Below are 23,558 nucleotides of genomic sequence, written 5' to 3'. Positions count from 1 at the left end.
GCTTCTGCAGCGCTCATCGGCTATTCGGAGCCTGCGACAGTTCGGACCGGTCGCCATGCAGGTGTGGCGCCTGTACATTCCGCCGAGTCGGCGAGATCAGCGCCCGAACCGGGTCGAGTGTGTGCGGCGTGGGCGGGCGGCGGCGTAGATTGTGTGTAATCTGCGGTTACTCACAAGTAGGAGGCAACGATGCCCGCGCCGGAAGCCGAAGTTTTCGCTCGTCTGAGCGCCCTGGCGGCGATCGATAGCCCCGAGGCCCGTTCGACCGAGACGATCGTCGAGACCTTCACCGGTAAGCCGCTCGGAACGGTGCCGGTGGGCACCGCTGAGGACGTGACCGCCGCATTCGACCGGGCACGAGCGGCGCAGGCACGGTGGGCCGCACGATCGGCCGAGGAACGCGCCGCCGTGCTGGAGCGGTATCGGGAATTGGTGGTCGAGCACCGCGAGTTCCTCATGGACGTGGTGCAGACCGAGACCGGTAAGGCGCGGTGGGCTGCTCAAGAAGAGATCATGGGCCTGATGTTCGCCGCGCGGTACTTCGCGAAGGCGGCGCCGGGGCTACTTGAACCACACTCGGTGCCCGGCGCTTTCCCCGTGCTCAATCGGGCATCGGTGCACACCCAGCCCAAAGGCGTTGTCGGTGTGATCGCGCCGTGGAACTACCCGATGTTGCTGTCCATCGGCGACTCGATCCCCGCGCTGCTCGCCGGTAACGCCGTTGTTGTGAAGCCAGACAGCCAAACGCCGTTCTCGTCCTTGGCAAGCGCGGAATTGCTGTATCAGGCCGGGCTGCCACGCGACCTGCTCGCGGTGGTGACCGGTCCGGGCACCGTTGTCGGCACCGCGATCGTCGAGGCCTGCGACTATCTGATGTTCACCGGCTCCTCGGCGACCGGCCGTTCACTCGCCGAGCAGTGCGGGCGCAGGCTGATCGGCTTCTCCGCGGAACTGGGCGGCAAGAACCCGATGATCGTCACCAAGGGCGCGAAGCTGGACAAAGCCGCCAAGGCGGCCGTTCGGGCCTGCTTCTCCAACGCCGGACAGCTGTGCATCTCGATCGAGCGACTATATGTCGAGCGCTCGGTCTCCACGGAGTTCACCGCGAAATTCGTCGCTGCGGTGCAGGCCGCCGAACTCGGTGCCGCCTACGACTATTCGGCCGATATCGGCAGCCTGATCTCCGAAGCGCAGCTGGAGACCGTGACCAAGCACGTCGCAGACGCCACCTCCAAAGGGGCGAAGGTGCTCACCGGCGGCAAAGCACGTCCGGATCTCGGCCCGCTGTTCTTCGAACCGACGGTGCTCACCGAGGTGACCGACGAGATGGAATGCGGCCGCGACGAAACTTTCGGCCCGCTGGTCTCGATATACCCGGTCGACACCGTCGACGAGGCCGTCCGACTGGCCAACGACACCGAGTACGGCCTCAACGCGAGCGTGTGGGCGGCGAGCAAGAGCGACGGCGAGCAGATCGCCCGGCAACTGCATGCGGGCACCGTGTGCGTCGACGAGGGATACGCGCCTGCCTGGGGCACCACCGCGGCGCCGATGGGTGGTATGGGCATCTCGGGAGTCGGTCGCAGGCACGGCCCGGACGGGCTGCTGAAGTTCACCGAGCAGCAAACCGTGGTCGTCACCCGGTTCATGAACCTGGATGCGCCCCCGGTGATCTCGCAGGACAAGTGGCAGCGATTGCTGATGACGCTCGCGCGCAGCTTCCGGTTCCTGCCGGGCCGCTAGCGAGATCGTAGGGGACCGCACCTCGTCGTCCCGGTGCACACACCGGGACGACGAGGCCGTGCGGTGCCGGCCAAGGGCTGCGGATCCCCGGACCGTCACCCGTCTCTGTGGTGTCAGGTCATGCGGTCGGCTCCGGTGTGCGGCGGCGGCCCGGCGGCCAGCACAGCGGATTCTTTGTCGGTGAGCAGCCGGGATCGGACGATGAAGCGCACGCCGTCCGGCGCTTCGAGGGAGAACCCGCTGCCGCGGCCGCTGACCACATCCACGGTGAGATGGGTGTGCTTCCACCGCTCGTATTGGTCACCGCTGATCCAGAATTCGGTGTGCCACGGCAGTCGGCCGAGCAGGACGTCGGCGCCGCCGATGCGGAATTCGCGGACCGGGAAGCACATCGGTGAGCTGCCGTCGCAGCAACCGCCCGATTGATGGAACAGTACCGGGCCGTTCTGTTCGATCAACCGCCGCAACACGATTCGTGCCCGATCGGTGATGGCGACACGATGGACCCGGCCTTGCATCAGAAGAGCCCGAGCTTGGTCGGCGTATAGCTGACCAGCAGGTTCTTGGTCTGCTGGTAATGATCGAGCATCATTTTGTGGTTCTCGCGTCCGATTCCGGACTTTTTGTAGCCGCCGAACGCGGCGTGCGCTGGGTATGCGTGGAAGCAGTTGGTCCATACTCGTCCTGCCTTTATCGCTCGGCCCATCCGGTATGCGGTAGTGATGTCCCTGGTCCATACACCGGCGCCGAGTCCATAGAGGGTGTCGTTGGCGATGCGCACTGCTTCCTCGACGGTGTCGAACCGGGTCACCGAGACCACCGGTCCGAAGATCTCCTCCTGGAAGATCCGCATGGTGTTGTTGCCCTCGAAGATCGTCGGTTGGATGTAGTACCCGCCGGGCAGTCCGTCCACCTTACGTGCTTCTCCTCCGGTGAGCACGCGGGCGCCTTCCTGCCTGCCGATGTCGATGTAGGACAGGATCTTTTCGTATTGGTCGTTGCTGGCTTGGGCTCCGATCATGGTGGTGTCGTCGAGTGGGTTGCCGCCCTTGATGGCTTTGGTGCGTTCGATGCAGCGGGCCAGGAATTCGTCGTAGATCGAGGAGTGGATCAGCGCTCGGGACGGGCACGTGCACACTTCGCCCTGGTTGAGCGCGAACATCACGAAGCCTTCGACGGCCTTGTCCAGGAATTCGTCGTCGGCGGCCATCACATCGGGCAGAAAGATGTTGGGGCTCTTGCCACCCAGCTCCAGACTGACCGGAATGATGTTCTCGCTGGCGTATTGCATGATCAGCCTGCCGGTGGTGGTTTCGCCGGTGAAGGCAACCTTCGCCACCCGCGGGCTCGAGGCGAGCGGCTTGCCCGCCTCCACGCCGAAACCGTTGACCACGTTGAGCACACCGGGCGGCAACAGATCGGCGATGAGCTCGACCACCAAGAGCAGCGACGCCGGTGTCTGCTCGGCCGGTTTGAGCACCACACAGTTGCCCGCGGCCAGAGCGGGCGCCAGCTTCCATGCCGCCATCAGGATCGGAAAGTTCCACGGAATGATCTGCCCGACCACGCCGAGCGGCTCGTGGAAGTGATAGGCGACGGTGTCGGCGTCGATCTCGGCGATGCTGCCCTCTTGTGCGCGAATGGCACCCGCGAAGTAGCGGAAGTGGTCGACCGCCAAAGGCAGGTCGGCGGCAAGGGTTTCGCGGACCGGCTTGCCGTTGTCCCAGGATTCGGCGATCGCGAGCGGTTCGATGCTGTTCTCGATCCGGTCGGCGATCCGGTTGAGAATATTGGCGCGCTCGGTGACGGAGGTGGCGGCCCAGCCTTCGGCAGCGTGGTGTGCGGCTTCCAGGGCCATATCGATATCGGCGGCGGTCGACCGGGCCACCGCGCAGAAGATCTCGCCGTCGACGGGGGAGGGATTGTCGAAATACCGTCCCTCGATGGGAGCAGCCCAGTCGCCACCGATGAAGTTGTCATAGCGGACGGCGTAACTGACGATGCTGGTACCGGACCCGGGTTTGGCGTAGATCATTTCAGTGCTCCTCGCGGAATCTTCCTCTGAGGGGCCACTATGACCCGCGAAGGTTGGTGTGAGGTTGGTGGCGTCGAACCGCGGACGCTAGGTGTGCAATGCGGTGTGAAGGCGCGCGGCAACCACGGCACGCCGTACGTCGTCGGCAGACAGCAGCCGCAGCGCGTGCTCGTGCACTTCGATGTCGTCGGGGACGCGTTCTCCGAGCGCCACCGCATGCTCGGCGCGATCGCTGGCCAGCACCACGGTGCGCACACCTACGTCCAGATACCTGCGCCACTCCACCACGCCCGGTGTGTCCGAGCCGGGCAGCAGCGGTCCGCGATAGAGCCACAGCACCGAGGGGGCATCCCCCGCCGCGATGGCGGCGAGCAGCTCGACCGCGTCGCAGGACACCGCGCCGGTGAGCATGTATCTGCGATTGGTGATCTCGCCACCGGTGGTCCGGCGCAGGTGCGAGACATCGGCTTTGAGCGTGTTGGCGGAGACCTGGCGGTCGCCGTAGACCGCCGCGTGCAGTTGCTCGGGGGTGAAACCGTCGGGCTCCAGTGCGAGCAGAGCCAGGATTTCCAGTTGGCGTGGCGGTAGCGGGACCGGTCTGCCCTCGCGTAAAAGCTTTGCGGCGCCGAGGCATTCGAGACGAACACCCGGTGTCGGGGTGGGCGCGGTCGCGCGCAGCATGGTCTCCACGGCGGTGACGAGGGCACGCACCGAGGTCATGACCGCAGGATGCGAGCGGCTCCACGAGCTCGCGAGGTCGAGCGCGCCGACCTGTCTGCCGTCGGGCGCGTGGATCGGCGCGGCGTAACAGACCCAGCCGTGCAGCGCGGCGACCAGGTGTTCGGCCGAGAACACGGCGGTGGGGCGGTCGTGGTGGAGGGCGAGCGATAAACCGTTGGTGCCCATATAGCTTTCGTCCCAGCGACCGCCGGGGGCAAAGTTCACCTGTTCGGCTTGCCGCCGGACCGTGCGGTCACCGCAGGACCACAGGACGGTGCACGATTCGTCGGTGACCGCCGCAACGTAGCCCGCTTCCTCGGTGATGCTGCGCAGTTGGCCTGACAGTTCGGTGATCGGTGCGCGCAAGGCGGATTTCGACCAGCGGTCGCCGACATCGTCGAGGCCGGGCGCGCCTGTGCGGCCCGGGTCGACGGTATGTAACGAGCGCTGCCAGGATTGCGCGACTTCAGCGCGGAGCAGGCTGGTTTCCGCGGAGATGTCAGCCGCCGCCGCGGTCGGCGCCGTCGCCCAGCGGGTCCATTCCTTTTCCAGTTCTGCCCGCTGCTGGGTGAGAGTGCGCAACAGTGCCACCTCGAAACCCCGCCGTCGATTGAGAGCTCACATTCGCTCTCTCATCATGGCGTATGCATTGCGGATACGGGAGAGTTCGATGCGCAACAGGCTGTCTGCTGATGATCGGTGGTGCGGCGAAAGTTACCTATATAGAACACCATTGGGGGGTCGAGCGACGAGGTTGATGGCGATCGTCGGCGTTCGGGACGGCCCCAGGCCACCAGCGAGTGGAGTCCATCCATCGGAACTCGAGCCGCCCGCTACGGGCCCAGCCTGGAGGCGACGGCCTTGGCGTGCGGATCAGCGATGGCTATCGGTGTCGAGCGGGCCACCGTCGTTGCCGTCGTTCATCGGCGACGACACGATGACGCAGTGCACGCCATCGCGCACGTCCTTTCCCTTTTGCGTACAACCGACTTGGTGTCGACTCCACTCCCGGACGCATCGGGACCCGGCGCTGCCTTCCCAACAGAGAGGGTGGTAGCTCCTGTCGAAGGCGGACGTCGGCCAACTATGGTGAGGCGGTGGCACTCGAGCCAGGTGACCAGTTTGCGGGATTCGTTGTGAAGGCCAGGCTTGGCCATGGCGGCAGCAGTGAGGTGTACCTGGCCGAGGATCCGGAACGATCACGACCCGTATCACTGAAGATTCTGGGGCGGGACGACAGCCGGTCACCCGAGGCGCGTGCGCGATTTGTGCACGAGTTCGACATCTTGTCCGTGCTGCGGCACCCCAACATCGTGCGACTGTACACACACGGTGAATCCGACGGCAGGCTCTGGTCGGCGCGAGAGTACGTGGCAGGCGCGACGGCGTCGCTGTTGGTGCGGATGCCGCACCAACAGCCTGATCTGCGGCGCGTGCTGCACGTGCTCTCCCATGTCGCGGCAGGATTGGATTTCGCGCACGGCAACGAGACGGTCCATCTCGACATCAAGCCGGCGAACGTGTTGGTCGGCGTGGACGAGCCCGCGAGGGTGAAGATCTCGGACTTCGATCAGGCCCGGTGGCTGCACCGGCCCGAGCCCCCCTTGGCCAGCAACGGTTTCGTGGTCGTATCGGTACCGTATGCCGCGCCGGAACTGCTGCGGGCGGGCACTGTGTCCCCCGCGACGGACCAGTATGCACTGGCCTGCTCGGCCATCGAGCTGCTCACCGGCCGCCCGCCGTTCCCCCGTGCGAACCTCATGGCCACCGCAGAGGCTCAACTACACGACCCACCTCCCGAAATCTCCAAGCGCCAACGCTGGATGCCGCCCGAGGTCGATGCGATCCTGCACCGGTCCCTCGCAAAAGACCCTGATGCGCGCTACGCCGGCTGCAGCGAACCCATCCGCTTGCTCACCGAGGCACTCCACGACATCGATCCACGCCCCCGCCTTCCCTTACTGAACCGTCTCAATGGGGCATTCACCAGATCGCCTCTGCTGAATATCACATTCAGACGGAAACAAGGGGAGACAAATGATGCACGGGTGGGTTCCGGCACGTGACCGGAGAACCGCCGTCGAGCTAGCCCAACCTGGTAGGCGCACTGCCAGAACTGCGGGCCTCGACAGCGCACTGGCCGCTGCTCCGGCATATTCCACAACGAAGCTGCCCGTGCTGCGACGCCCCGCCACCAAGGCGGAGAGGCTCAGCGCGCCCGGACTTACTTGGCGAACCGCAGCTCGCCAGCGGGAGCGCTCGCCACGTTCGCGCGGAACGGACAGCGCGAAAGCGGGTGCAGGGGAGGTGGGTGCAGCGCATCAGAACCCAAATCTGGCGCGTCTGTCAATTTCGCCGCTCGGGCCGCCGACCTCCGGTCGACCGATACCGAGGGTGCGCGGATTATCGCCGAGACTGTGCACATGCGGGCGACCGGCGCATGTTCGCGGCGGGCGATGATCAGGTCGCGCTCAGGCAGCGGGGTGCTCGATGGGTCTCAGGGCGATGCTGCTGGGTTGCCTTGCCATTTGGTGAAAGAGCCACGTATGCAACCTATTGCGTTGTCACTCGGTGGAAGCACATGGTGGGATGGCCGGGATGATGCGCTGACCCGTGCGCCGTCGTTGAACGAGTTCGCGGACTATCGGGAACCAGAGCAGGGTGAGGAGCGTTAGCGCGAGCGCGTGCCAGGGTATCCGCCACCACCAAGGGACCACGGGTGGAAATGATGTCGCGGTGGTGGCGAGCGGTGCGGGGAAGGACCAGGCCAGGAAGGCATCGCCGATGGGGAGGGCGCCGAAGGCGTAGCGTTTGGAGTTGCCGAGAGTGACTGGTACGCCGAGGCTTTCGCCGAGGCTGGTGATCGGACCGGCGAGGGATTGATCGCCGTGCACTCGGGCCGCGCCGATGGTGACCACCGTGGCCGCGACGCTGACACCGAGAATGAGTGGCCCAGAATCCACATCGCCTGCGCCGTTGCGGCCGTGCGGATACTCGCGTACTCCTGGCAGGCCGAGCGGGGTATCGACGAATAATCGGCGGAATGCGCTGTACTGCTGTCTGGCCCACGGGGCATCTATCTCGGGCAGGAACCGCTGGATCATTGCTTGTGACGAGCCGCGCGCACTTTCCTTCACGGGTGTGGTTTGGTGCGGTAGTAGACCAGTGGCTGGGTCCAGGTGCGCGCGAGCCGAGGTGAGCCATTGGGCGATCACCGGCTCGAAACGCGAACCGACGATGCGGTCGTGCAACCTCAGCGCGGCCACAGCCACCACATTGTCGACGGGCCAGGCCTGGCCCGGATACGCGGCAAGGAACGGCCCGTCGGTATCGAACGCTGCCGCGAGTGCCTCGCAATCGGCGGTGAATTGCGCCGTCTCCGGTGCGTCGGCACCGGCGAGTTCGATCACGGCTCCGCGCAACCGGCTGGACCATCCGACGTAGAAGACTCCGTATGCCGGGCGCAGTCGCGCATCGAAAACCGCTCGCCCCGAAGGGGATCCCAAACGCTGTAGCGCCCAGCGCGCCTCCCGCAGCGCCGCGTCCCGATACGTTGGGTCGCCGCGCGCGACGTCAGTCCACGCCAATCCGTACAGGGCGTGCGAAAAGAAGTACCCCTCGGGGAACATACCCTGCATCTCCTCCCCGGCCCCCGATCCCAATTTCGCACGGAGAAAACGTAATTGGGCGACAACATCGGTGCGTGGCTGCTCATCTCGATACAGCCGAACCTGCGGGACGAGGATCAGCAGCGTGAGCAGAGCCGCGACGGCGACATACATCGTCCCCAAGATGGTCCGAAAGGAGATCACACGCCGACCCTAATCCCGAGTTCAATCCGAGCAGGTTTGCTGGTTCAACCACGAGGTGCCTCGTTGCGGAAATCAGGAACGACTTCGTCGACTGCGCGGTGGGCGACCTGTGGTCGAGTTCGGCTCACCGGAACTCAACGGTCGCCACGCTGCACATCGATGGGTCACGGTGTGTCCCATGTCCTTCGCGAATAACAGCCCGGGATCCGGGCCCGACGTTGTCGAGGCTGCCGCGGCCCGCCTCATCCGCAGCTCGAGGATGTTGAGCGCATAGAGGTCGGTCGCGCCGAGGTCGAGGGCTTTGGCGTCCGCTCGGGCATGCAGCACAACGGAATTCGGATACCGGCGGAAAGTCGTACCTGGATCGCCTCCATGTCGAGGTGTTGACAAGGGGCGGACGTTCTCGTAATCTCTGCTGCAACGAAGAAACATCTTCACTGAAGATACATCTTCTAGGCAGAAGAATATGCGAGAGGCTCACGCTATGACCACCATCGACACCAACCCGGCCACCCCAACAGTCCCGGCCAAGTCCCGGCGCCGCACCATCGTGCGAACACTGGGCGCCACCACCCTCACGCTCGGGGTGATCGCCGCGGGTGGCTACCTTTGGCTGGACCGCACCTCCGAGGTGCACAACACCGGCGTCGCCGAGTGCACCAGCGTCGTCCCCGACGGCGGCTCCGACACCGACCTGCGGGCGGTCTGCACCACGCTGAGCACGATGACCGCGGCCTGGGGCCGCAACGACGCCGACGCCTACGGCGCAACCTTCACCGAGAACGCCACCTACACAACCTTTCTCGGCACCCACTACCAGGGTCGCGGCGATCTGACAGAGGCGCACCGCGCACTGTTCGACGGTTTCCTGAAGGGCACCAAGCTCGCGGACTCCTACCTCGACGCCCGGTTCTACGGCGGCACCGTCGCCATCGTCACCAGCCGGGGCGACCGATACTCCGACGACAAACCCGCCGAGTTGTCCAAGACCCAGACCTACACGTTGGTGCGTGAACAGGATGGTCGATGGCGGATCGCGGCGTTCCAGAACACCCAGCGCAACCCGGTGATGGAACGTGTTTCCTTCCTCTTCGACCCGGCGACCAAGCCGCTGGCCGAGCAGTGAAAGCGCTGGTGACCGGCGCAAGCGCAGGCATCGGGCGGGCATTCGCGACCACGCTGGCCGCCGCCGGGTACTCGGTGACGGCCGTGGCGCGCGGGAACGATGCGCTCGAGGAGCTGATGACCGAACTCGGCGACGGACACGACTACCTGGTCGCGGACCTCACGACCGAGGACGGGCTGCGGGTCGTCGCGGCGGCACTACGTGCCGGCGAATACACACTGCTGGTGAACAACGCGGGCACCGCCACGCATGGCAGCTTCGCCGACATTCCCCTCGAATCAGCGCTGACCATACTGGATCTCAACTGCCGAGCAGTAGTAGTGCTGGCCCACGCCTTCCTCGCCGACGCGGCGCCCGGCAGCACGCTGGTGAATGTCTCCTCGACCCTCGGACACACCCCGAAGCCGGGCATGAGCGTCTACAGCGCATCGAAAGCTTTCGTCACCACCTTCTCCGAAACACTGTGGCACGAACAGAAATCGCGAGACGTGAAGGTGCTTGCCCTGTGCCCCGGTGTCACGACGACCGGCGCGAAGGCCGTCGAGGATGTGCCGTCCTGGCTGGTCCAGTCGCCCGAGCAGGTCGTGCACGCTGCCCGGAAAGCTCTGTCCGGCACGTCCGGTCCGGTCACCTTCACCAGCCGGACCAACCGGATGTTCGTTGCCGTGCTGTGCCTGCTGCCGCGCCGGGTCGCACTGTCCGCCCTCGCGCACTGAATTCCCCACCACCACTGACTCCGAAGGAATCTCAATGGAGATGTCAAGCCCCCGCAGCGACCGATCTCGGTGTCTGAGGTGTGAATTCCAACCCGCAACCCGTCCCGCCGCCCGCTGATGACCAGCATCGCCGTGGTCGGCGCGAGCGGGCGCACCGGCCGGATCGTCGTCGAGCAGGCCCTTGCCTGCGGGTATCGGGTGACCGCGATCGTCCGGCGGCCCGGAAGTTTCTCACCCGCACCGGGATTGCGTGAGGTCATCGCCAATCCGACAATCCCGGGGTCCCTGCACGGACTGCTCGTCGGACACGATGCGGTGATCTCCGCACTCGGCGCCGCCGACCGCGCCCCCACCATCGTCTACTCCGCGAGTACCGCTGAGATCATCGCCGCCATGCCGCCCGGCGGTCGACTCCTCGTCGTCTCCTCTGCAGGACTGGATGTTTCGGCCGATACCGGGCCGGCGAGCAGAGTGCTGGCCGCCGCACTGCGCCGGGTTATGTGCCATACCTACGCCGACATGGCGCGGATGGAGCAATTCCTCACCGAGAGTGCGCTGCGCTGGACCGCCGTACGCCCGACCCGGCTCACCGACAAACCCGGCGCCACAATCCCCCGAGTCTCGTTGGGCGCCACGTCGAAGGTCGGTCCGCAGATCTCGCGCGCCGACCTCGCCGCCTACTTGCTCGATGCCGTCGACGACCCACACACCCACCACGTTGCGGTTTCGGTCTCGTCGGGGCGAGTCCTCCGCAACGCTACGGCGGTCTGCAGATCAGCGAGTCGATGAGAGGTGCTGATCTACCCACCGCCCTGATCCTGGCATCACCGGCTCGGACCCGCGCTTTCAGCGATGGCGTTTGGCCTCTGTGCCGTTGGCAGCCTGCACGAATGCGTGAACTCCTCGGGTGAGTTCGGTGGTGAGCCGGCCGAGGCCGATTACAGGGGTGCACCACGTCACCACAACCAAACTCGCCACGGATGCGGCAGCCACCTGCAGCCGCTACGCCACCGCACCCCGGCTCCGGACCCGTCTGGTTGGAAAGCACCGACAAGCCGCGACAGGTGATTACGCGAGCCCACCAGTAGCCGTCTCGCATCTGCGGGTGCCTCAGTCAGATGATGTGGTCGGGCTCCTGGGCATGCGAAGGGTCCGGCGGATGGCGTTGCGGAGCCAGTGGTGGGCTCCGTCGGCTGTGTGTCGGGGGTGCCAGGCCATTCCGATGGTCAGTGGCGGCAGTGCCAGGGGGATGTCGAGGAGGTGCAGTCCGAGGGAGGTCGCGTTGTCGGTGAGGGGCGACGGGTCGGCGCCGGGGAGTGCGGCTGGTACGAGGCAGACGATGTCGCTGCGGGCGGTGAGGGTCATGGCGGCTAGGTGGCTGGGGAGGACGACGCTGACCCGCCGTTGGAGGTTCTGCTGGGCCAGCGCGGTGTCGAGTGGGCCGGTGAACCGGCCACGGCGGCTGACCGCGACGTGTTGGGCGGCAGCGAGCCGGGCCGGGGTCAAGGGTTCTTCGGTGAGGTGGTGGCCGGGCCGGACGGCCGCCACCATGCGCAGACTGACCAGTTCTTCGACCTGGGTTTCGGGATCTACGTGGTCGATGGATCCGATCTCCAGATCGATCCGGCCGTCGCGGAGTGCAGATCCGGCCTCCAGCTCTTCGGCCAGGAGCCGGAACGAGACCCCCGGCGCCTCCTGCTGGGCCAGTTGCAGCAGTCGGGGGGCCAGTGCCGCGCCGACCAGGTCGGCGGCCTGGAGAGTGAAGGTGCTGCTCAGGCCGGCGGGGTCGACGCCTGTGCCGGGGCTGAGTAGTGCTCCGAGGCTGCGTACCACTGCGGCGGCTTCGTCGCGCAGGGCCTGGGCACGCGGGGTGGGGACCATGGTCTGTCCGGCCCGGACCAGGAGGGGGTCTTGGAGGATGCGGCGCAGGCGGGCGAGGGTGCGGCTCATTGCGGCGGGCGACGTGTGCAGGCGGGCGGCGGCGCGGGTGACGCTGTGCTCGGCCAGCAGGGCGTCCAGCGCGATGGCGAGATTGGCGTCGATGACCGGATCCGGGCTGTTCACCAGCATAATTCCATTTCAGTCAATGATTCAGTGCTGAAGTTCCCATTGTGGCAACGCTTGGTTCTTCGCAGGATGACGGGTGTACCGATCCAACGACCTGCGAGGCTTTCATGATCGTTATTACGGCTCCTACCGGGAACATCGGCCGTCCGCTGCTCTCCCAGCTCCTGGAGTCCGCCCACGCCGCAGGTGAGGAACTGCGGGTGATCGTGCGCGATCCCGCGCGGCTCCCGGACGCGGCGCGCGGACGCGTCGAGGTGATCACCGGCTCGCACGCAGACGCCAGGGTCCTCGACCGGGCCTTCGAGGGCGCGGACGCCGTCTTCTGGCTCGTCCCCCCGGACGCCTCCCAGCCCCCGCAGGACGGCTACAGCGGCTTCACCCGCCCCGCCGTGCAGGCGCTCACCGCCCACGGCGTCGGCCATGTCGTCGGGGTCTCCGCGCTCGGCCGCGGTACCCCGGTCGCCGACCGCGCCGGCCTCGTCACCGCCTCCCTCGCCATGGACGACCTCATCGCCGGCACCGGCGTCGCCTACCGGGCCCTGGCCAACCCGTCCTTCTTCGAGAACCTCCTGGAGGAGTCCGACTCGATCCGCGACAGGGGCGTGTTCACCGACGTCGTTGACGCCGACCGCAAAGCCCCCCTCGTCGCTGTCGCCGACATCGCGGCCGTCGCCGCCGACCTGCTGCTGGACCGCTCGTGGACCGGCACCGACAGCGTCCCCGTCCTCGGGCCGCAGGACCTGTCGCCCAACGACCTGGCCCGCATCATGACCGAACAGCTCGGCCGCCCCGTCCGCTACGAACGCCAGCCACTCGACGAGCTGCACACCACACTCGTCGGCTACGGCCTCAACGAGGCGTTCGTCCAGGGTGTCGTCGACATGAAGCGGGCCAAGGACCAGGGCCTCGACGCGGGAGTCGCCCGCACCCCGGACACCGCGTCCCCCACCAGCTTCGAGCAGTGGTGCGCCCAGACCCTCGAGCCCGCTGTCCGCTCCTGAGGCCCACCACCCGCTCGCCCGGAACCCATGGTGCCCAGTGCATCAAGGCCACGTACACCTTTGGAGGCAATCTAATGCCCGCTGAAAAGACCGAACCACTGGTCACCGCGTTCATGCTCGTCAAGACCACACCCGAGTGGCTCGCTCTGACCGTCCAGGAACGTGTGGACGCCTTCACCACCCAGGTCCTGCCCGCCGTCGAGGCCAAGACCACCGGCGTACGGTCACGCTTCTACGACACGGAGTTCTACTCCGCACGCATCACCGACGTCTGGGTATGGGAAGCAGAAGACCACCACGCCTACCAGCTCCTCATCGACGCACTGCGCGAAACCCCGTTCTGGGATCGCTACTTCGAGGTCATCGACCTCCTCGTCGGCACCGAGAACGGCTACGCCCGAACCTACGGCCTCGAACCGGTCGCCGCCATCACCACCTGAACCCCCGCGAGCCCCGCGCGACTGGGCCGATGTCAACCGGCCGGAGGACATCGGCCAACGAGCTCACCCACGGCCACGGCCACGGCCTGCGCCGATGCCGCTACCACGGCCAGGCAAAAGCCCACGTCCAGCTCGTCCTCACCGCCGCCTGGGCGACCAGGCACCCCTTCGAGGTGTCGGGCACCACGGCGGGTGGCTGGTCCTCGAGGCCTGGATGAGCAGCGAGGCCCTACGAGGCGGTGAGGTCCCGTCGCCGGAACAGCGCTACTCCGACCGCACCGATGACGACGGCGATCACTACGAGCCAGACCAGCGGAGTGGCCGTTACCTCCGCGGCGGGTACCGCAGGGACGTGCGCGAACGGCGACAGGTTGCGGACGGTCTGGGGCAGGCCGAGCGGCGGTCCCAGCAGCCCGAAGACCAGGCAGAGTGCGAGGACGCTCCAGGAGAGTCCGGTCGACCAGGCGGGGAGGCCGCCGAAGAAGAGTACGGTCGCCGCCGCGACGACGAGGATCGCGGGCACGAAGACAAGAGCCGCACCGGTGAGACTCACGACCTGTTCGGGCACGTCCCCGATAACCAGACCGAACGCGAGTCCCGTCGCCGCCCCGGTCAGCGCCTGCAGGGCCACGATCCCCGCAGTGACCAGGCCGATATGCGCGAGCATCCACCGCGGGCGCGAAACCGCTATCGCGAGAACGGGTTCGAGCCGCCCTGCCGACTCCTCACCGCGCATCCGTAGCAATGCCTGCACGGCGTAGCCGGCGACCGCGATCGCCATTACGCCGAAGATGGCGGCGAAGTAGGCGTCGATCATGTTGGTCGTTCGGCCACCCAGCTGTTCCATCATGTCGGCCACCTGCTCGCCCTTGCCGAGGAAGTCGTCGATCTGGTCGCCGATCGCGCCGTACACGACGGCGAGGACGACGACTCCGAATGCCCACCAGAACAGGATCGTCCGTTGCATCCGCCACGCCGATCCGACCGCCGTCGGCAGCGAACGGGACGCCCCGGGCCCGGCCGGGCCGGCACGAGCCCCGAGCCGACGTCCCGGTGCTTCGTGGGGTCGAGTTCGAACCGCTCCAGGAGCACGCTTGCACATCCGAGACGTACCTGATGGGTAGGACAGTCAGCATCTTGCACTCCTTCTTGGAACGGATGAGACCGATCACACCGCACCCCTTGCTGCCGGGCACCCGCCGGAAATCGACATTTGCCGCGGTCGGCATGACGGAATCCGTCATGCCGGCAACCGCAGGGCATTGAACGGATCGGGGTCATTGCTGCTGATCAGCACAGCACCATGGCCTGTCCCGGGGTAGAACACGGCAGGCTCGCCCACCGCCCGGGTTGTACCTCGGTTAGCGAACGAAGGATTCGGCGAGGTAAGGCGGCGCGAAGTGTTCGGCCCGGAGTCCGGCGAAGATGTCCTGCTTGCCGATATCGGTGACGAACACCGTGGCTTTGACCACGCGATCGATGCCGGAACCCGCGTTCGCCAGGACCGTGGCGAGATTAGCGAGGGCGCGCCGGGCTTGCGCCTCGAAGTCGGACCTTTCCGACGGTGGCGCCGCACTCGTCGATCGGCGCCTGTCCGGAGGTGAAGACGAGATCGTCTGGAGCATCCGCCGCCCTGGGCGCGTACCCGGCTGAGTCGCGGCACCGAATCTGTCTCGCGATTCATGCGCTGGTGCGGCGCGCGGAGGCCAGGGCGGACAGGATGCCGTAGATGCCGCCGGCGACAAGGCTGCCGGACAGCCAGGAGAAGTCGGTGTTACCCAAGGCTTTCGCCACCGGCCCCTGCATAGCGGGGACCACGCCGTACTGCCAGGACCAGCTGGCGAGCAATCCGGCCGCGAGGCTCACCAGACCGCGCGCATTGAACTTCCCGTAGATCGACGTCGTGCCGTCGCGGTAGAGGTCCGGGATCGAGAAGGTCTGGCGGCGCACCACGAAATAGTCGACGAGCAGGATGGACATCCACGGGCTGATCCACATCAGGATCGACACCATCCAGTTGTCGAATGCATGCGCGAAATTCGACGAGTTGATGAACACGGCCAGTACCGCGGAGGCCACCGCACCAGCGAAGAGAGTGATCTTCCAGCGGGCAATGCGGATGCCGACGGTCAACGCGGCCAGCGAGCACGAGTACAGGTTCAGGATGTTGGTGGCGATCGGGCCGTGCATGATCAGCACCAGTACCGGGACGGCGAGCGCGCCGAAGGTGCTCACGACAAGAGTGGACGGGTCGGCGCCACCACCAGCGCTTGCCAGGCAGGCGCCGAGGGCAGCGAGCCAGACTGTGGGCAGGTACATTCCGGCCGCCGATGCCCAGAACACGGTCCTGGCGCGCAGCGTCGGCCGGGCGAATCGGCTGTAGTCCGCGGCGTAGGGAATCCAGGTCAGGCCCCAGCCGACGCCGATGGCCGTGATGAGTTGTGTTACCGCGGTGAGCTTCTGGCCGGGAGTCGGGGCCGCGGCGGCGGTCCAGTCCAGGTGGGTGCGGGCGAGTGCGACCACGGTCATCGCCACCATGACGGCGATGGTGAGGGGGACGGTGTACTTCTCGAACGTCCGGATCGCATAGAAGCCGTACAGCGCGAGCGCGAGTTGAATCACCATGATGGCCGTCGCGACGACAACTTTCAGCTCCATGCCGCCCTGGATGCCGATCTCCTCGAGCACCGCGAGCACGAGATCGAGCACGACCCAGGTGTTCACACCCACCCACGCCATGGTCAGCAGACCCTGGACAAGGGCGGGCAGCACTGCTCCAGCGATGCCGAACGCCGAGCGTCCGAGCACCATCTGATTGACAGCGGTGCGGTGGCCGATGACATTGAACAGCCCGAATACCGCGCAGCCGAACACATTTCCGACCGAGATGACGATCAGCGTTTCGATCAGGCTGAGCCCGAGGGCGATTCCGAGCGCGCCGAGCACCCAGTTGATGGGCGCGATATTCGCACCGCACCAGATCCAGAACAGTTCCCAGGGGGAACAGTCGCGTTTGCTGTCGGGAATGGGTAGTACACCGTGATCGTCGAATCGGACGCCGGTGTCACCGCTGGCCGGTGTGGTGTTTGCATTGCTCGTGGTGCGAGGCAATTGGGGGGATGACATGACTTCCCTCTTTCGGTTGTGATTCACCTCATAACAGCACCGCACTGCGCGATAGGTCGATGTGTATTCATCCATCGATTGCGGGTTGCTGTGTACATTTCGATATGTGTTGACCATTAGCCGACTTGTCGCCGATCCCGCGCTGGGCCTGCGTGTCATGACGCCGGAATTCACCGAACGCCTGGCGGCGGAGATCCGCTGGCTGCACACCACCGAGCTTCCCGACCCGTCGCGATATGTCCGGCCCGGCGAACTGGTGTTGACCAACGGTCTGTGGCTACCGCATGTCTCGGCGGAGCGCTTCGTCGACGCTGTCGCGCGGGCAGGTGCGACAGGGCTGGTGTTCGGGCTAACGGCGCAGACTCCGGACCTACCGGAAGGGCTTGTTGCACTGTGCGTCTCGCGTGGTCTGCCACTGGTCGAACTGTGCATCGGGGTGCCGTTCGCCGCGCTGACCCGGGCCGCCGCCCGGATTCAGAACGAGGTCCTCCAGACGGAACTGACCGCGACCGTGCACCGTGGCGACGCCCTGGCGACCGCCCTGTCACGCGGCAGTGGTGCTGCGGGCGTGCTCGAAATCCTGCGTGGCGAAACGGAATTGCCGCTGTTGGTCATTGATCGCAAGGGGCGCTGCCTGGCCAGCATCGGCTGCGAACCTACCGATGAACAGATTCGCCTCGCCGCTGCGGCGCTCAACCGCACGCCACCACCGATCGAGGTGGATCTACTGGGCTCCGGGCCGTCGGCGCTCTACCTCGTCGAGGGCGCGATGGGAGAAATCGACGCCGGGCTGTACTGCCTGGAACCGGCCGCGAAACTCGCCGTGGCGGATCGGGAGGCGCTCGCCCAGGCCGCTCGATTCCTGAGCCTGGAGGTGACCAAACAACAAGCGGTGCATGCCATCGAGGCGCGTTTCGCGGCCGAGCTCCTGGAGATGGTCCTGTCCGGGCCGCGGCGCAGCGGTGAGGTGAGCCATCGGCTGCGTGCGTACGGTGTGCCGTCGGACCGGTCGCTGGGCGTGTTCGCGCTCGCACCGGTGCTCACGCCTGGCGGCCTCGACACACCGCTGGACGATATCGCCGATGCTGCCGGTGCGTTCTTCGCCGCGCACGGCATCCCGGTGTTCACCGTGGCGGGAAGCCGCGACGCGGTGGCCGTGTGCCCGTGGGAGAGTACGACGGAGGAGCTGACGCGTTTCGCCCGAGAGCTGTCTGTGGAAGTCGGCAGAAGAGTGGCCGCTTCACGGATCGTCATCGGGCTGGGTGAGATCGCCGCCGGTGTCGGCGCACTGCGGGAACCGCTGGTGCGTGCTCGGGAAGTCTGCCAGGTGCTGCGCGCGCAGGACGGCCCGGACACCGCCACCTTCGCCGATGTCGCGAACTTCAGGATGCTGCTGGGTCTGCTCGACGAGCAGGTGCTGCAACGGTTCTCCGAACAGGTGCTCGGCATCATCCGCGAGCACGACGCCAGCGCGCACACCGAACTGGAACACACCGTGCGGACCTTCCTGGCCAACGACGGCCAGTGGGGCGTGACCGCCGCCGCCCTGCATGTGCACGTCAACACCCTGCGCAACCGCATGGCCCGGATCACCGAGCTGACCGGCCGAAACGTCAACCGACTCGAGGACACCGTCGACCTGTTCCTGGCGTTGGCCGCCGAGGCCGTCGGCCCGGGCACCGCATCGCACGCGGCGACGTAATGACCGGGCCGACGCGACGTCAGTTCGGGTACACCGCCGGATCCACGTCGTAGCTCGGCAGTGCGCGACGCGGCGTCCTGGCGTCCTCGCGGGCCCAGGCAGCCACATCCCGGCAGCGGACGAAGGTCACGTCCCCGCACTCCTGCGCGTACCCGATGAGGCGGCGCAGGGCCATCATCCGGCCCGGCCGCCCGGTGAGGAACGGGTGCATGCACACGTTGAACAGGCAGCCGTAGTGCCGCATTCCGTCGAGTTCGGCGCGCCACATTCCCTCGACCTTGACCGGCGATTCGATGACCGCGCCGATACGCGGTTCGGGCAGATACGCATACTGCTCCCAGTCGTCCAGCGACCAGTGCACCGGCAGCTCAACCACCGGCGCATGGGTGCCGTCGACGAGGTACGGCCGGTCGTCACCCATCAGCGACGAGTCGTAGGCCAGACCGTATTCGGCCACCAGGCCGATCGTTTCGCGGCTGGCGCTCCACATCGCCGCCCGATGTCCGGCGATGTCGATGTCCTGTGCAGCGAAAACGTCCAGTGCGCGGACGAAATCCGCGCGTTCGGCTCCTGCCGGCAGTGAGGTGGGCGCACGGTGACTGTAAGAGTGGTGCGCAACCTCGTGCCCGCGATCGACGATCGAGCGGGCCAGGCCAGGACGCTGCTCGGCTACCCAGCCGGGCACGAAGAACGTTGCGGGAACGACCATCTCATCGAGCAGATCGAGGATCCGCGGCACGCCGACATCCGGTCCGTACGACTGGTGTGACATCACCATGGGGTGATCGGCGAAGCGGCGTCCTTCTGCGAGGATGGGCGTCTCCGCATCGACATCGAATGTCAGCGTCGCCACGGCCGCCGCGCCACGGGTCCAGGTGTGCTCGCTCATTTGTCGGTTCGTGCGCGCCATGCCGCGGCACAGTCCAGGGTGGCCATGGGATGGAGCATCTCATGGTTGAACGGAGCGAGCTCTGCCCCGGTCTCGACCCGACGCGGCAGATCCGGATTCGCCAGCGCACCCTGACCGAGTGACAGCACATCGGCATGCCCGCCGGTCAGTACATCGGCGGCCTGGGGGAGGGCATGCATGCCGCCATTGGCGATGACCGGGCGGCCGGACACCTCGCGGGCCAGCTGAGTGATGGTCGTGCCACTGGGGAAGCGCGCGGTCTCGAGGAAATTCCTGCCCTCGCTGGCGATGTGCAGATAGGTCGCGTCGGCCAGGGCAGCGAAGACGACCCGCGCGTCGGCCTCGGCACCGGGCCACCGGTAGGTGAAGTCGTTGACCTTGGTCTGTGACAGCCGCACACCGACGGGGAGATCGCCGAGCGCGTCACGCACGGCTTGCAGCACGCGCGCGGTAAGGCGGATCCGATTCTCCACAGATCCGCCGTAATCATCGGTGCGCTGATTGGTGTAGTCGGTGAGGAATTGGTCGAGCAGATAGCCGTTGGCCGCGTGGATCTCGACGCCGTCGAAACCCGCCGCCCGGGCCTTCTCCGCGGCGTCGGCGTATCCGGCGATGACGTCGTCGATATGGCGAGCCGTCATTTCCCGGGGCGCGTTCCACGGTCCGCCGACGCCGCCGTAATCGGCCATCATCTGCCCACGCGGCTGAACGGTCGACGGTCCGATGGTCTCGAACCCGTAGGCGTTGCCCTGCGAGATCGCTCCGGCGTGCATCAACTGCGCGATGATCGGGGTCCCGGCGCCGTGCGCGGCGTCCACCACCGCGCGCCACCCGGCGATGTGGCTGTCGGTGACCAGGCCGGGCTGATTGAAATAGCCTTGGCTGTGGGTGGCGTCCGGGTAGATGCCCTCGGTGATGATCAAGCCGAATCCACCCGTCGCATACTCGCGGTAGTACTCGGCCATCTGCGCGGTCGGCGTGCCGTCCGGTTCGGCGGATATACGCGTCATGGGCGCGACGGCGAACCGGTTGCGCAGCTTCAGGGAGTCGAGGCCGAACGGCTCGAGCGCCGGATGGGCCAGTTCGAGTTCAGCGGTGGTCATCGGTGTTCTCCTCAGTGGTCGGGGGAAGGATGGTCAGAGCCAGCGGGGTTGGGCCGGCGCCGTTTATGACGTTGTGGTCCTGCGGACAGGACGAGACGACGACGATGCAGGCCATCTCTGCGCGGAAGATGATCGAATCCCCGGGCGCGGTAGCGGCTTCGAGCCAGGACAGCTCCCCGTCCGCGGCGACGGGGATGCGCATGAATACGTTGATCGGCTGCGGAATGAGCGGCAGCGCGGGGTGGCCGAGGTCGGCCATCGCTTGCCGCAGATTGTCCGCGCAGCTGGCGTGGTTGGGATCCCCGTATGCCGCATACCGTTCCGGATCGCAGGCGGCGATCAACATGTCGTGCCGACCCGGGGAGGTGTCGGCCAGATAGGTGAGGATAGGGCGTCGCCGGTTGGTCACGAAGGATTCGCCCAGCTCGGGGAACAAGCGGCTGACCTGGGTGCGGGTGTGCGAGGCGCTGTGATGTTCGGTGATGTCGTCGACGTTGTAGGCGAACACATCGCCCACCTGGCCACCGGCGACGTCGGTGATCTGCAATCGCTGGCCGGTACGCAAGGTGACCGACCGGGCCTGCCTGGCCGGAATGGTTACCGGCTCCGGGTAGCTCAACGCTGTCATGTTGGTTAGTCAACAGAACTGCGGCAGCCAACGGGAATGGATATGTACACATCATTTGGGCAATTGACTAGATGTTTACACATATCCGCGCGGATGTCTGCGCGATAGCGTGTGCTCTATTCGTTTCGGACCCGAGCATCGGGAGTACCTACCATGACTACCGCCACCGCAATGGCGCAGGCCCTCGCGAGCGGCGAAGCTACGTCGACGCAGCTGGTAACCGCCGCCATCGACCGTGCCCGGCAACCTGATTCGGCTGCGGTGATGATCACCGTCACCGGCGAACGCGCCCGCTATCAGGCCCAGGCGAGCGATCTCCGTGCCTCGCGCGGCGCACGCCGCAGCCGACTCGACGGAGTCCCCATCGCGTGGAAGGACGTGTTCGACGTCCAAGGCACCGTCACGACCTGCGGTTCGGCCAGCCACCTCCACGATGAACCCGCCGTCGTGGACAGCCACCTCGTGCGGCGGGTGCACAACAGCGGTCTGGTCACCATCGGCAAAACCAATCTCAGCGAGTTCGCCTTCTCGGGACTCGGGATCAACCTCTGTTTCGGCACTCCTGCCAACCCCCTCGACCCGGAGCTCGTCACGGGCGGATCCTCCTCCGGATCCGCGGTCGCGGTCGCCCGCGGCATCGTCGCACTGGCGGTCGGCACCGACACCTCCGGATCCGTGCGCGTGCCCGCCGCCCTGTGCGGCATCGTCGGATACCGTGCCAGCCCAGGTAGATACGGCCCCCACGACTTCGCACCGCTGTCGGCAACACTCGACAGCGTCGGCGTATTCGCGACCACGGTCGAGGATCTCGCCGCGCTGGACCGTGTACTCCTGCCTACCCGACCTCGTCGTCGCCCGCTACCGCTGCGATTCGTCGTACCCGCGGGCGAATGGTCGCAGGACACCGCAGCGGAGATTGCCGACGACATCGACGTCGCCGTCGCCGAACTCTGGGCCGCAGGCGCTGAAGTTCAATTTCGTCATCTACCGTCGCTCTCGACGGCCCAGAGCCTGATGGATGACATCGGAACGATCGTCGGCGCCGAGGCATACCGACTGCATCGTCACCGGCTCGGCTCGACGATGCCGATCGAACCCGCCACCCGGCGCAGACTCGAAAGCAACACGCATACAGCCGATTCCATCGGCCCCGTCTATGCTGCGATGTCTGCCTTGCGCGCTGAGTTCGCCGCCGACCTCGATGATGCCACGCTCCTGTGCCCTACCGTGCGCCGCATTCCACCCCGCGCAGCCGACCTGCAGTCCGACGCGGATTGGTACGACAGCGCCAACGCCGCCGTACTGCGCACGACCATGGTGCTCAGCTACCTTGGCAGTTGCGGCATCACCCTGCCCGCACCCGCCGTGCGGCCCGGGCCCCGCACCGGTATCCTGCTTTCCCGACCGTCTGACGACGACATGGCCCTTTTGGACTGTGCGGCCTGGGTGCAGCGCGTCACCAACCCGACTATCGGGAAGAGTCCGACACCACCACCACACCCATGACATTCCGAGGCTTGATCCGACGGTGGGCGGCCCCGCCTTCGGATCTCGGGCGGAGGTTCACGTGCGTCGAGTAGCGGGGTGACGGCAGCGTTGCCGTCACCCGGCACTGTGGTTAAGCGCTCTCCGTGGTTTTCTTCAGATATTCCAGCCAGGCGGCCAAAGAGCCGTCGAGTGCCGCGTGCATTCCGGCGATGTCCGCCCGGATAGGGACACCGTCCCAGGATTCCTCGGTGTGCACGTGCACCTTGCCGTCGACTTCGGTGAACGTCCACAGGTGTACCCCGGTGATGCCGTGGGCGGGTCCGCCCCACAGGATGCGATGCGGTGCGTCCACCGCGTAGATCGTCGAATCGATATCCAATCCGAATGTGCTCCAGTGGAATACGGTGCCCGGCTCGACCAGACCGTCGATGGCGGAGGCGGTGATATCGGTCTGCCAGGCGGACCAGGCGCTGATATCGGTGTGCAGCTCCCACACTCGCTGCAGCGTCGCGTCGACGAGGATGTCCGCGGCGCACGACAACCGGTGCGCTGGTATCGGTTCCGGTGATCACAGGAAGCCCTCCTGATCGGCGATCCAATGGCCGTGGATACCTGCCGGGACCCGGCGAGGCAGTTCGACGCCGGTGAACGGAACACCCTCCAAGAAAGGTGTTTTCACCCAGCGATTGCGGTACCACTCGGCGCGGCCGTTGTGCAGCCGCACACCGTGGATCATGCCTTCGCCGCGGAACCAGTGGCTCGGGGTGATGCCGGGCTTGGGGATTGTGTCCGTTGCGGAAGTAGCGTCCGTTGAGTTCCGGCGGCAGCGTGCCGTTGATGGTCAGCTCGTGGCCGGTGATCTCATCGGCCACCGGTTCGTAATGGCCGCTGAGGTACGGCATCGGGCGTTCTGTGCTCATGACAATTCCCTTGTTCATTTT

Annotated in this window: 23 protein-coding genes; 10 read left to right on the top strand and 13 right to left on the bottom strand. The window is 66.3% G+C overall.

Translation table 11 applies throughout. The features are described 5' to 3' along the window. Positions 1-189: 189 nt before the first annotated feature. Positions 190-1,743 (top strand): succinic semialdehyde dehydrogenase, encoded by a 1,554-nt coding sequence (locus ACLMAL_RS31645; RefSeq protein WP_412002414.1) that lies wholly within the window; start codon positions 190-192, stop codon positions 1,741-1,743. Between the two features lie 113 nt (positions 1,744-1,856). Here the strand turns inward: ACLMAL_RS31645 and ACLMAL_RS31640 are convergent, their stop codons facing one another. The 3 genes from ACLMAL_RS31640 to ACLMAL_RS31630 form a co-directional block, all read right to left on the bottom strand. Next, on the bottom strand, positions 1,857-2,261 hold the full coding sequence (locus ACLMAL_RS31640) for a DUF779 domain-containing protein (RefSeq protein ID WP_412002413.1): 405 nt from the start codon (positions 2,259-2,261) through the stop codon (positions 1,857-1,859). Then, on the bottom strand, positions 2,261-3,778 hold the full coding sequence (locus ACLMAL_RS31635) for an aldehyde dehydrogenase family protein (RefSeq protein ID WP_412002412.1): 1,518 nt from the start codon (positions 3,776-3,778) through the stop codon (positions 2,261-2,263). Before ACLMAL_RS31635 ends, ACLMAL_RS31640 begins: the two co-directional genes overlap by 1 nt. Positions 3,779-3,865: 87 nt before the next feature. Continuing rightward, a complete protein-coding gene (locus ACLMAL_RS31630; RefSeq protein WP_412002411.1) occupies positions 3,866-5,089 on the bottom strand; it encodes a transcriptional regulator in 1,224 nt (407 codons plus the stop codon). A 506-nt stretch (positions 5,090-5,595) separates the two neighbouring features. On the opposite strand from ACLMAL_RS31630, the gene ACLMAL_RS31625 reads away from it, so the two are divergent. Next, entirely contained in the window at positions 5,596-6,564 is a 969-nt protein-coding gene (locus ACLMAL_RS31625) for a serine/threonine-protein kinase (RefSeq protein WP_412002410.1), read from the top strand. Between the two features lie 498 nt (positions 6,565-7,062). On the opposite strand, the gene ACLMAL_RS31620 is transcribed toward ACLMAL_RS31625, so the two are convergent. Beyond that, positions 7,063-8,310 carry a hypothetical protein gene (locus tag ACLMAL_RS31620; RefSeq protein WP_412002409.1) on the bottom strand — a complete coding sequence of 416 codons (1,248 nt, stop codon included), beginning with the start codon at positions 8,308-8,310 and terminating at the stop codon, positions 7,063-7,065. A gap of 484 nt (positions 8,311-8,794) precedes the next feature. On the opposite strand from ACLMAL_RS31620, the gene ACLMAL_RS31615 reads away from it, so the two are divergent. The 3 genes from ACLMAL_RS31615 (at position 8,795) to ACLMAL_RS31605 (ending at position 10,941) form a co-directional block, all read left to right on the top strand. Further along, positions 8,795-9,436 carry an SgcJ/EcaC family oxidoreductase gene (locus ACLMAL_RS31615; protein ID WP_412002408.1) on the top strand — a complete coding sequence of 214 codons (642 nt, stop codon included), beginning with the start codon at positions 8,795-8,797 and terminating at the stop codon, positions 9,434-9,436. A gap of 8 nt (positions 9,437-9,444) precedes the next feature. Next, positions 9,445-10,152 carry an SDR family NAD(P)-dependent oxidoreductase gene (locus ACLMAL_RS31610; RefSeq protein WP_412002407.1) on the top strand — a complete coding sequence of 236 codons (708 nt, stop codon included), beginning with the start codon at positions 9,445-9,447 and terminating at the stop codon, positions 10,150-10,152. Between the two features lie 117 nt (positions 10,153-10,269). Continuing rightward, positions 10,270-10,941 (top strand): NAD(P)-dependent oxidoreductase, encoded by a 672-nt coding sequence (locus ACLMAL_RS31605; protein WP_412002406.1) that lies wholly within the window; start codon positions 10,270-10,272, stop codon positions 10,939-10,941. A gap of 321 nt (positions 10,942-11,262) precedes the next feature. Here ACLMAL_RS31605 and ACLMAL_RS31600 read toward each other — a convergent pair whose 3' ends face one another. Continuing rightward, the gene (locus ACLMAL_RS31600; RefSeq protein WP_412002405.1) at positions 11,263-12,222 is read right to left on the bottom strand and encodes a LysR family transcriptional regulator; all 960 of its coding nucleotides are present in this window, start codon (positions 12,220-12,222) and stop codon (positions 11,263-11,265) included. A gap of 104 nt (positions 12,223-12,326) precedes the next feature. Here ACLMAL_RS31600 and ACLMAL_RS31595 point away from each other — a divergent pair, with 104 nt between their 5' ends. The 3 genes from ACLMAL_RS31595 to ACLMAL_RS31585 all read left to right on the top strand — a co-directional run bounded on the left by ACLMAL_RS31595 (position 12,327) and on the right by ACLMAL_RS31585 (position 13,878). After that, on the top strand, positions 12,327-13,220 hold the full coding sequence (locus ACLMAL_RS31595) for an NAD(P)H-binding protein (RefSeq protein WP_412002404.1): 894 nt from the start codon (positions 12,327-12,329) through the stop codon (positions 13,218-13,220). Positions 13,221-13,294: 74 nt separating this feature from the next. After that, positions 13,295-13,660, top strand: a complete 366-nt coding sequence (locus tag ACLMAL_RS31590) for a darcynin family protein (protein WP_412002403.1) — start codon at positions 13,295-13,297, stop codon at positions 13,658-13,660. A gap of 29 nt (positions 13,661-13,689) precedes the next feature. Then, the gene (locus ACLMAL_RS31585; RefSeq protein ID WP_412002402.1) at positions 13,690-13,878 is read left to right on the top strand and encodes a hypothetical protein; all 189 of its coding nucleotides are present in this window, start codon (positions 13,690-13,692) and stop codon (positions 13,876-13,878) included. A gap of 11 nt (positions 13,879-13,889) precedes the next feature. Here ACLMAL_RS31585 and ACLMAL_RS31580 read toward each other — a convergent pair whose 3' ends face one another. From ACLMAL_RS31580 to ACLMAL_RS31570, 3 genes are all read right to left on the bottom strand, one after another. After that, on the bottom strand, positions 13,890-14,627 hold the full coding sequence (locus tag ACLMAL_RS31580) for a hypothetical protein (RefSeq protein WP_412002401.1): 738 nt from the start codon (positions 14,625-14,627) through the stop codon (positions 13,890-13,892). 394 nt (positions 14,628-15,021) lie between these two features. Beyond that, on the bottom strand, positions 15,022-15,285 hold the full coding sequence (locus ACLMAL_RS31575) for a RidA family protein (RefSeq protein ID WP_412002400.1): 264 nt from the start codon (positions 15,283-15,285) through the stop codon (positions 15,022-15,024). A gap of 55 nt (positions 15,286-15,340) precedes the next feature. Beyond that, positions 15,341-16,786, bottom strand: coding sequence for a purine-cytosine permease family protein (locus tag ACLMAL_RS31570; RefSeq protein WP_412002399.1), 1,446 nt, complete (start codon positions 16,784-16,786; stop codon positions 15,341-15,343). A 106-nt stretch (positions 16,787-16,892) separates the two neighbouring features. Here ACLMAL_RS31570 and ACLMAL_RS31565 point away from each other — a divergent pair, with 106 nt between their 5' ends. Further along, complete coding sequence (locus ACLMAL_RS31565) at positions 16,893-18,488, top strand: PucR family transcriptional regulator (protein WP_412002398.1); 1,596 nt, start codon at positions 16,893-16,895, stop codon at positions 18,486-18,488. Positions 18,489-18,507: 19 nt separating this feature from the next. Here the strand turns inward: ACLMAL_RS31565 and ACLMAL_RS31560 are convergent, their stop codons facing one another. The 3 genes from ACLMAL_RS31560 to ACLMAL_RS31550 are packed head-to-tail and all read right to left on the bottom strand — an operon-like array spanning position 18,508 to position 21,129. Next, positions 18,508-19,377 (bottom strand): polysaccharide deacetylase family protein, encoded by an 870-nt coding sequence (locus tag ACLMAL_RS31560; RefSeq protein WP_412002397.1) that lies wholly within the window; start codon positions 19,375-19,377, stop codon positions 18,508-18,510. Then, on the bottom strand, positions 19,374-20,501 hold the full coding sequence (locus ACLMAL_RS31555; RefSeq protein WP_412002396.1) for an NADH:flavin oxidoreductase: 1,128 nt from the start codon (positions 20,499-20,501) through the stop codon (positions 19,374-19,376). The genes ACLMAL_RS31560 and ACLMAL_RS31555 overlap by 4 nt, the downstream gene beginning before the upstream one ends. After that, positions 20,488-21,129 carry a DUF1989 domain-containing protein gene (locus tag ACLMAL_RS31550; protein WP_412002395.1) on the bottom strand — a complete coding sequence of 214 codons (642 nt, stop codon included), beginning with the start codon at positions 21,127-21,129 and terminating at the stop codon, positions 20,488-20,490. Before ACLMAL_RS31550 ends, ACLMAL_RS31555 begins: the two co-directional genes overlap by 14 nt. A 153-nt stretch (positions 21,130-21,282) precedes the next feature. On the opposite strand from ACLMAL_RS31550, the gene ACLMAL_RS31545 reads away from it, so the two are divergent. Then, positions 21,283-22,635, top strand: a complete 1,353-nt coding sequence (locus tag ACLMAL_RS31545; RefSeq protein WP_412002394.1) for an amidase family protein — start codon at positions 21,283-21,285, stop codon at positions 22,633-22,635. Between the two features lie 112 nt (positions 22,636-22,747). Here ACLMAL_RS31545 and ACLMAL_RS31540 read toward each other — a convergent pair whose 3' ends face one another. After that, complete coding sequence (locus ACLMAL_RS31540) at positions 22,748-23,158, bottom strand: SRPBCC family protein (protein WP_412002393.1); 411 nt, start codon at positions 23,156-23,158, stop codon at positions 22,748-22,750. Positions 23,159-23,185: 27 nt separating this feature from the next. Next, the gene (locus ACLMAL_RS31535; protein WP_412002392.1) at positions 23,186-23,353 is read right to left on the bottom strand and encodes a hypothetical protein; all 168 of its coding nucleotides are present in this window, start codon (positions 23,351-23,353) and stop codon (positions 23,186-23,188) included. Positions 23,354-23,558 lie beyond the last annotated feature (205 nt).

Origin of the sequence: Nocardia sp. CWNU-33, assembly GCF_046764895.1 — a bacterium.
Taxonomy (GTDB): Bacteria; Actinomycetota; Actinomycetes; order Mycobacteriales; family Mycobacteriaceae; genus Nocardia.
This window is presented reverse-complemented; position numbering and strand designations above follow the sequence as displayed.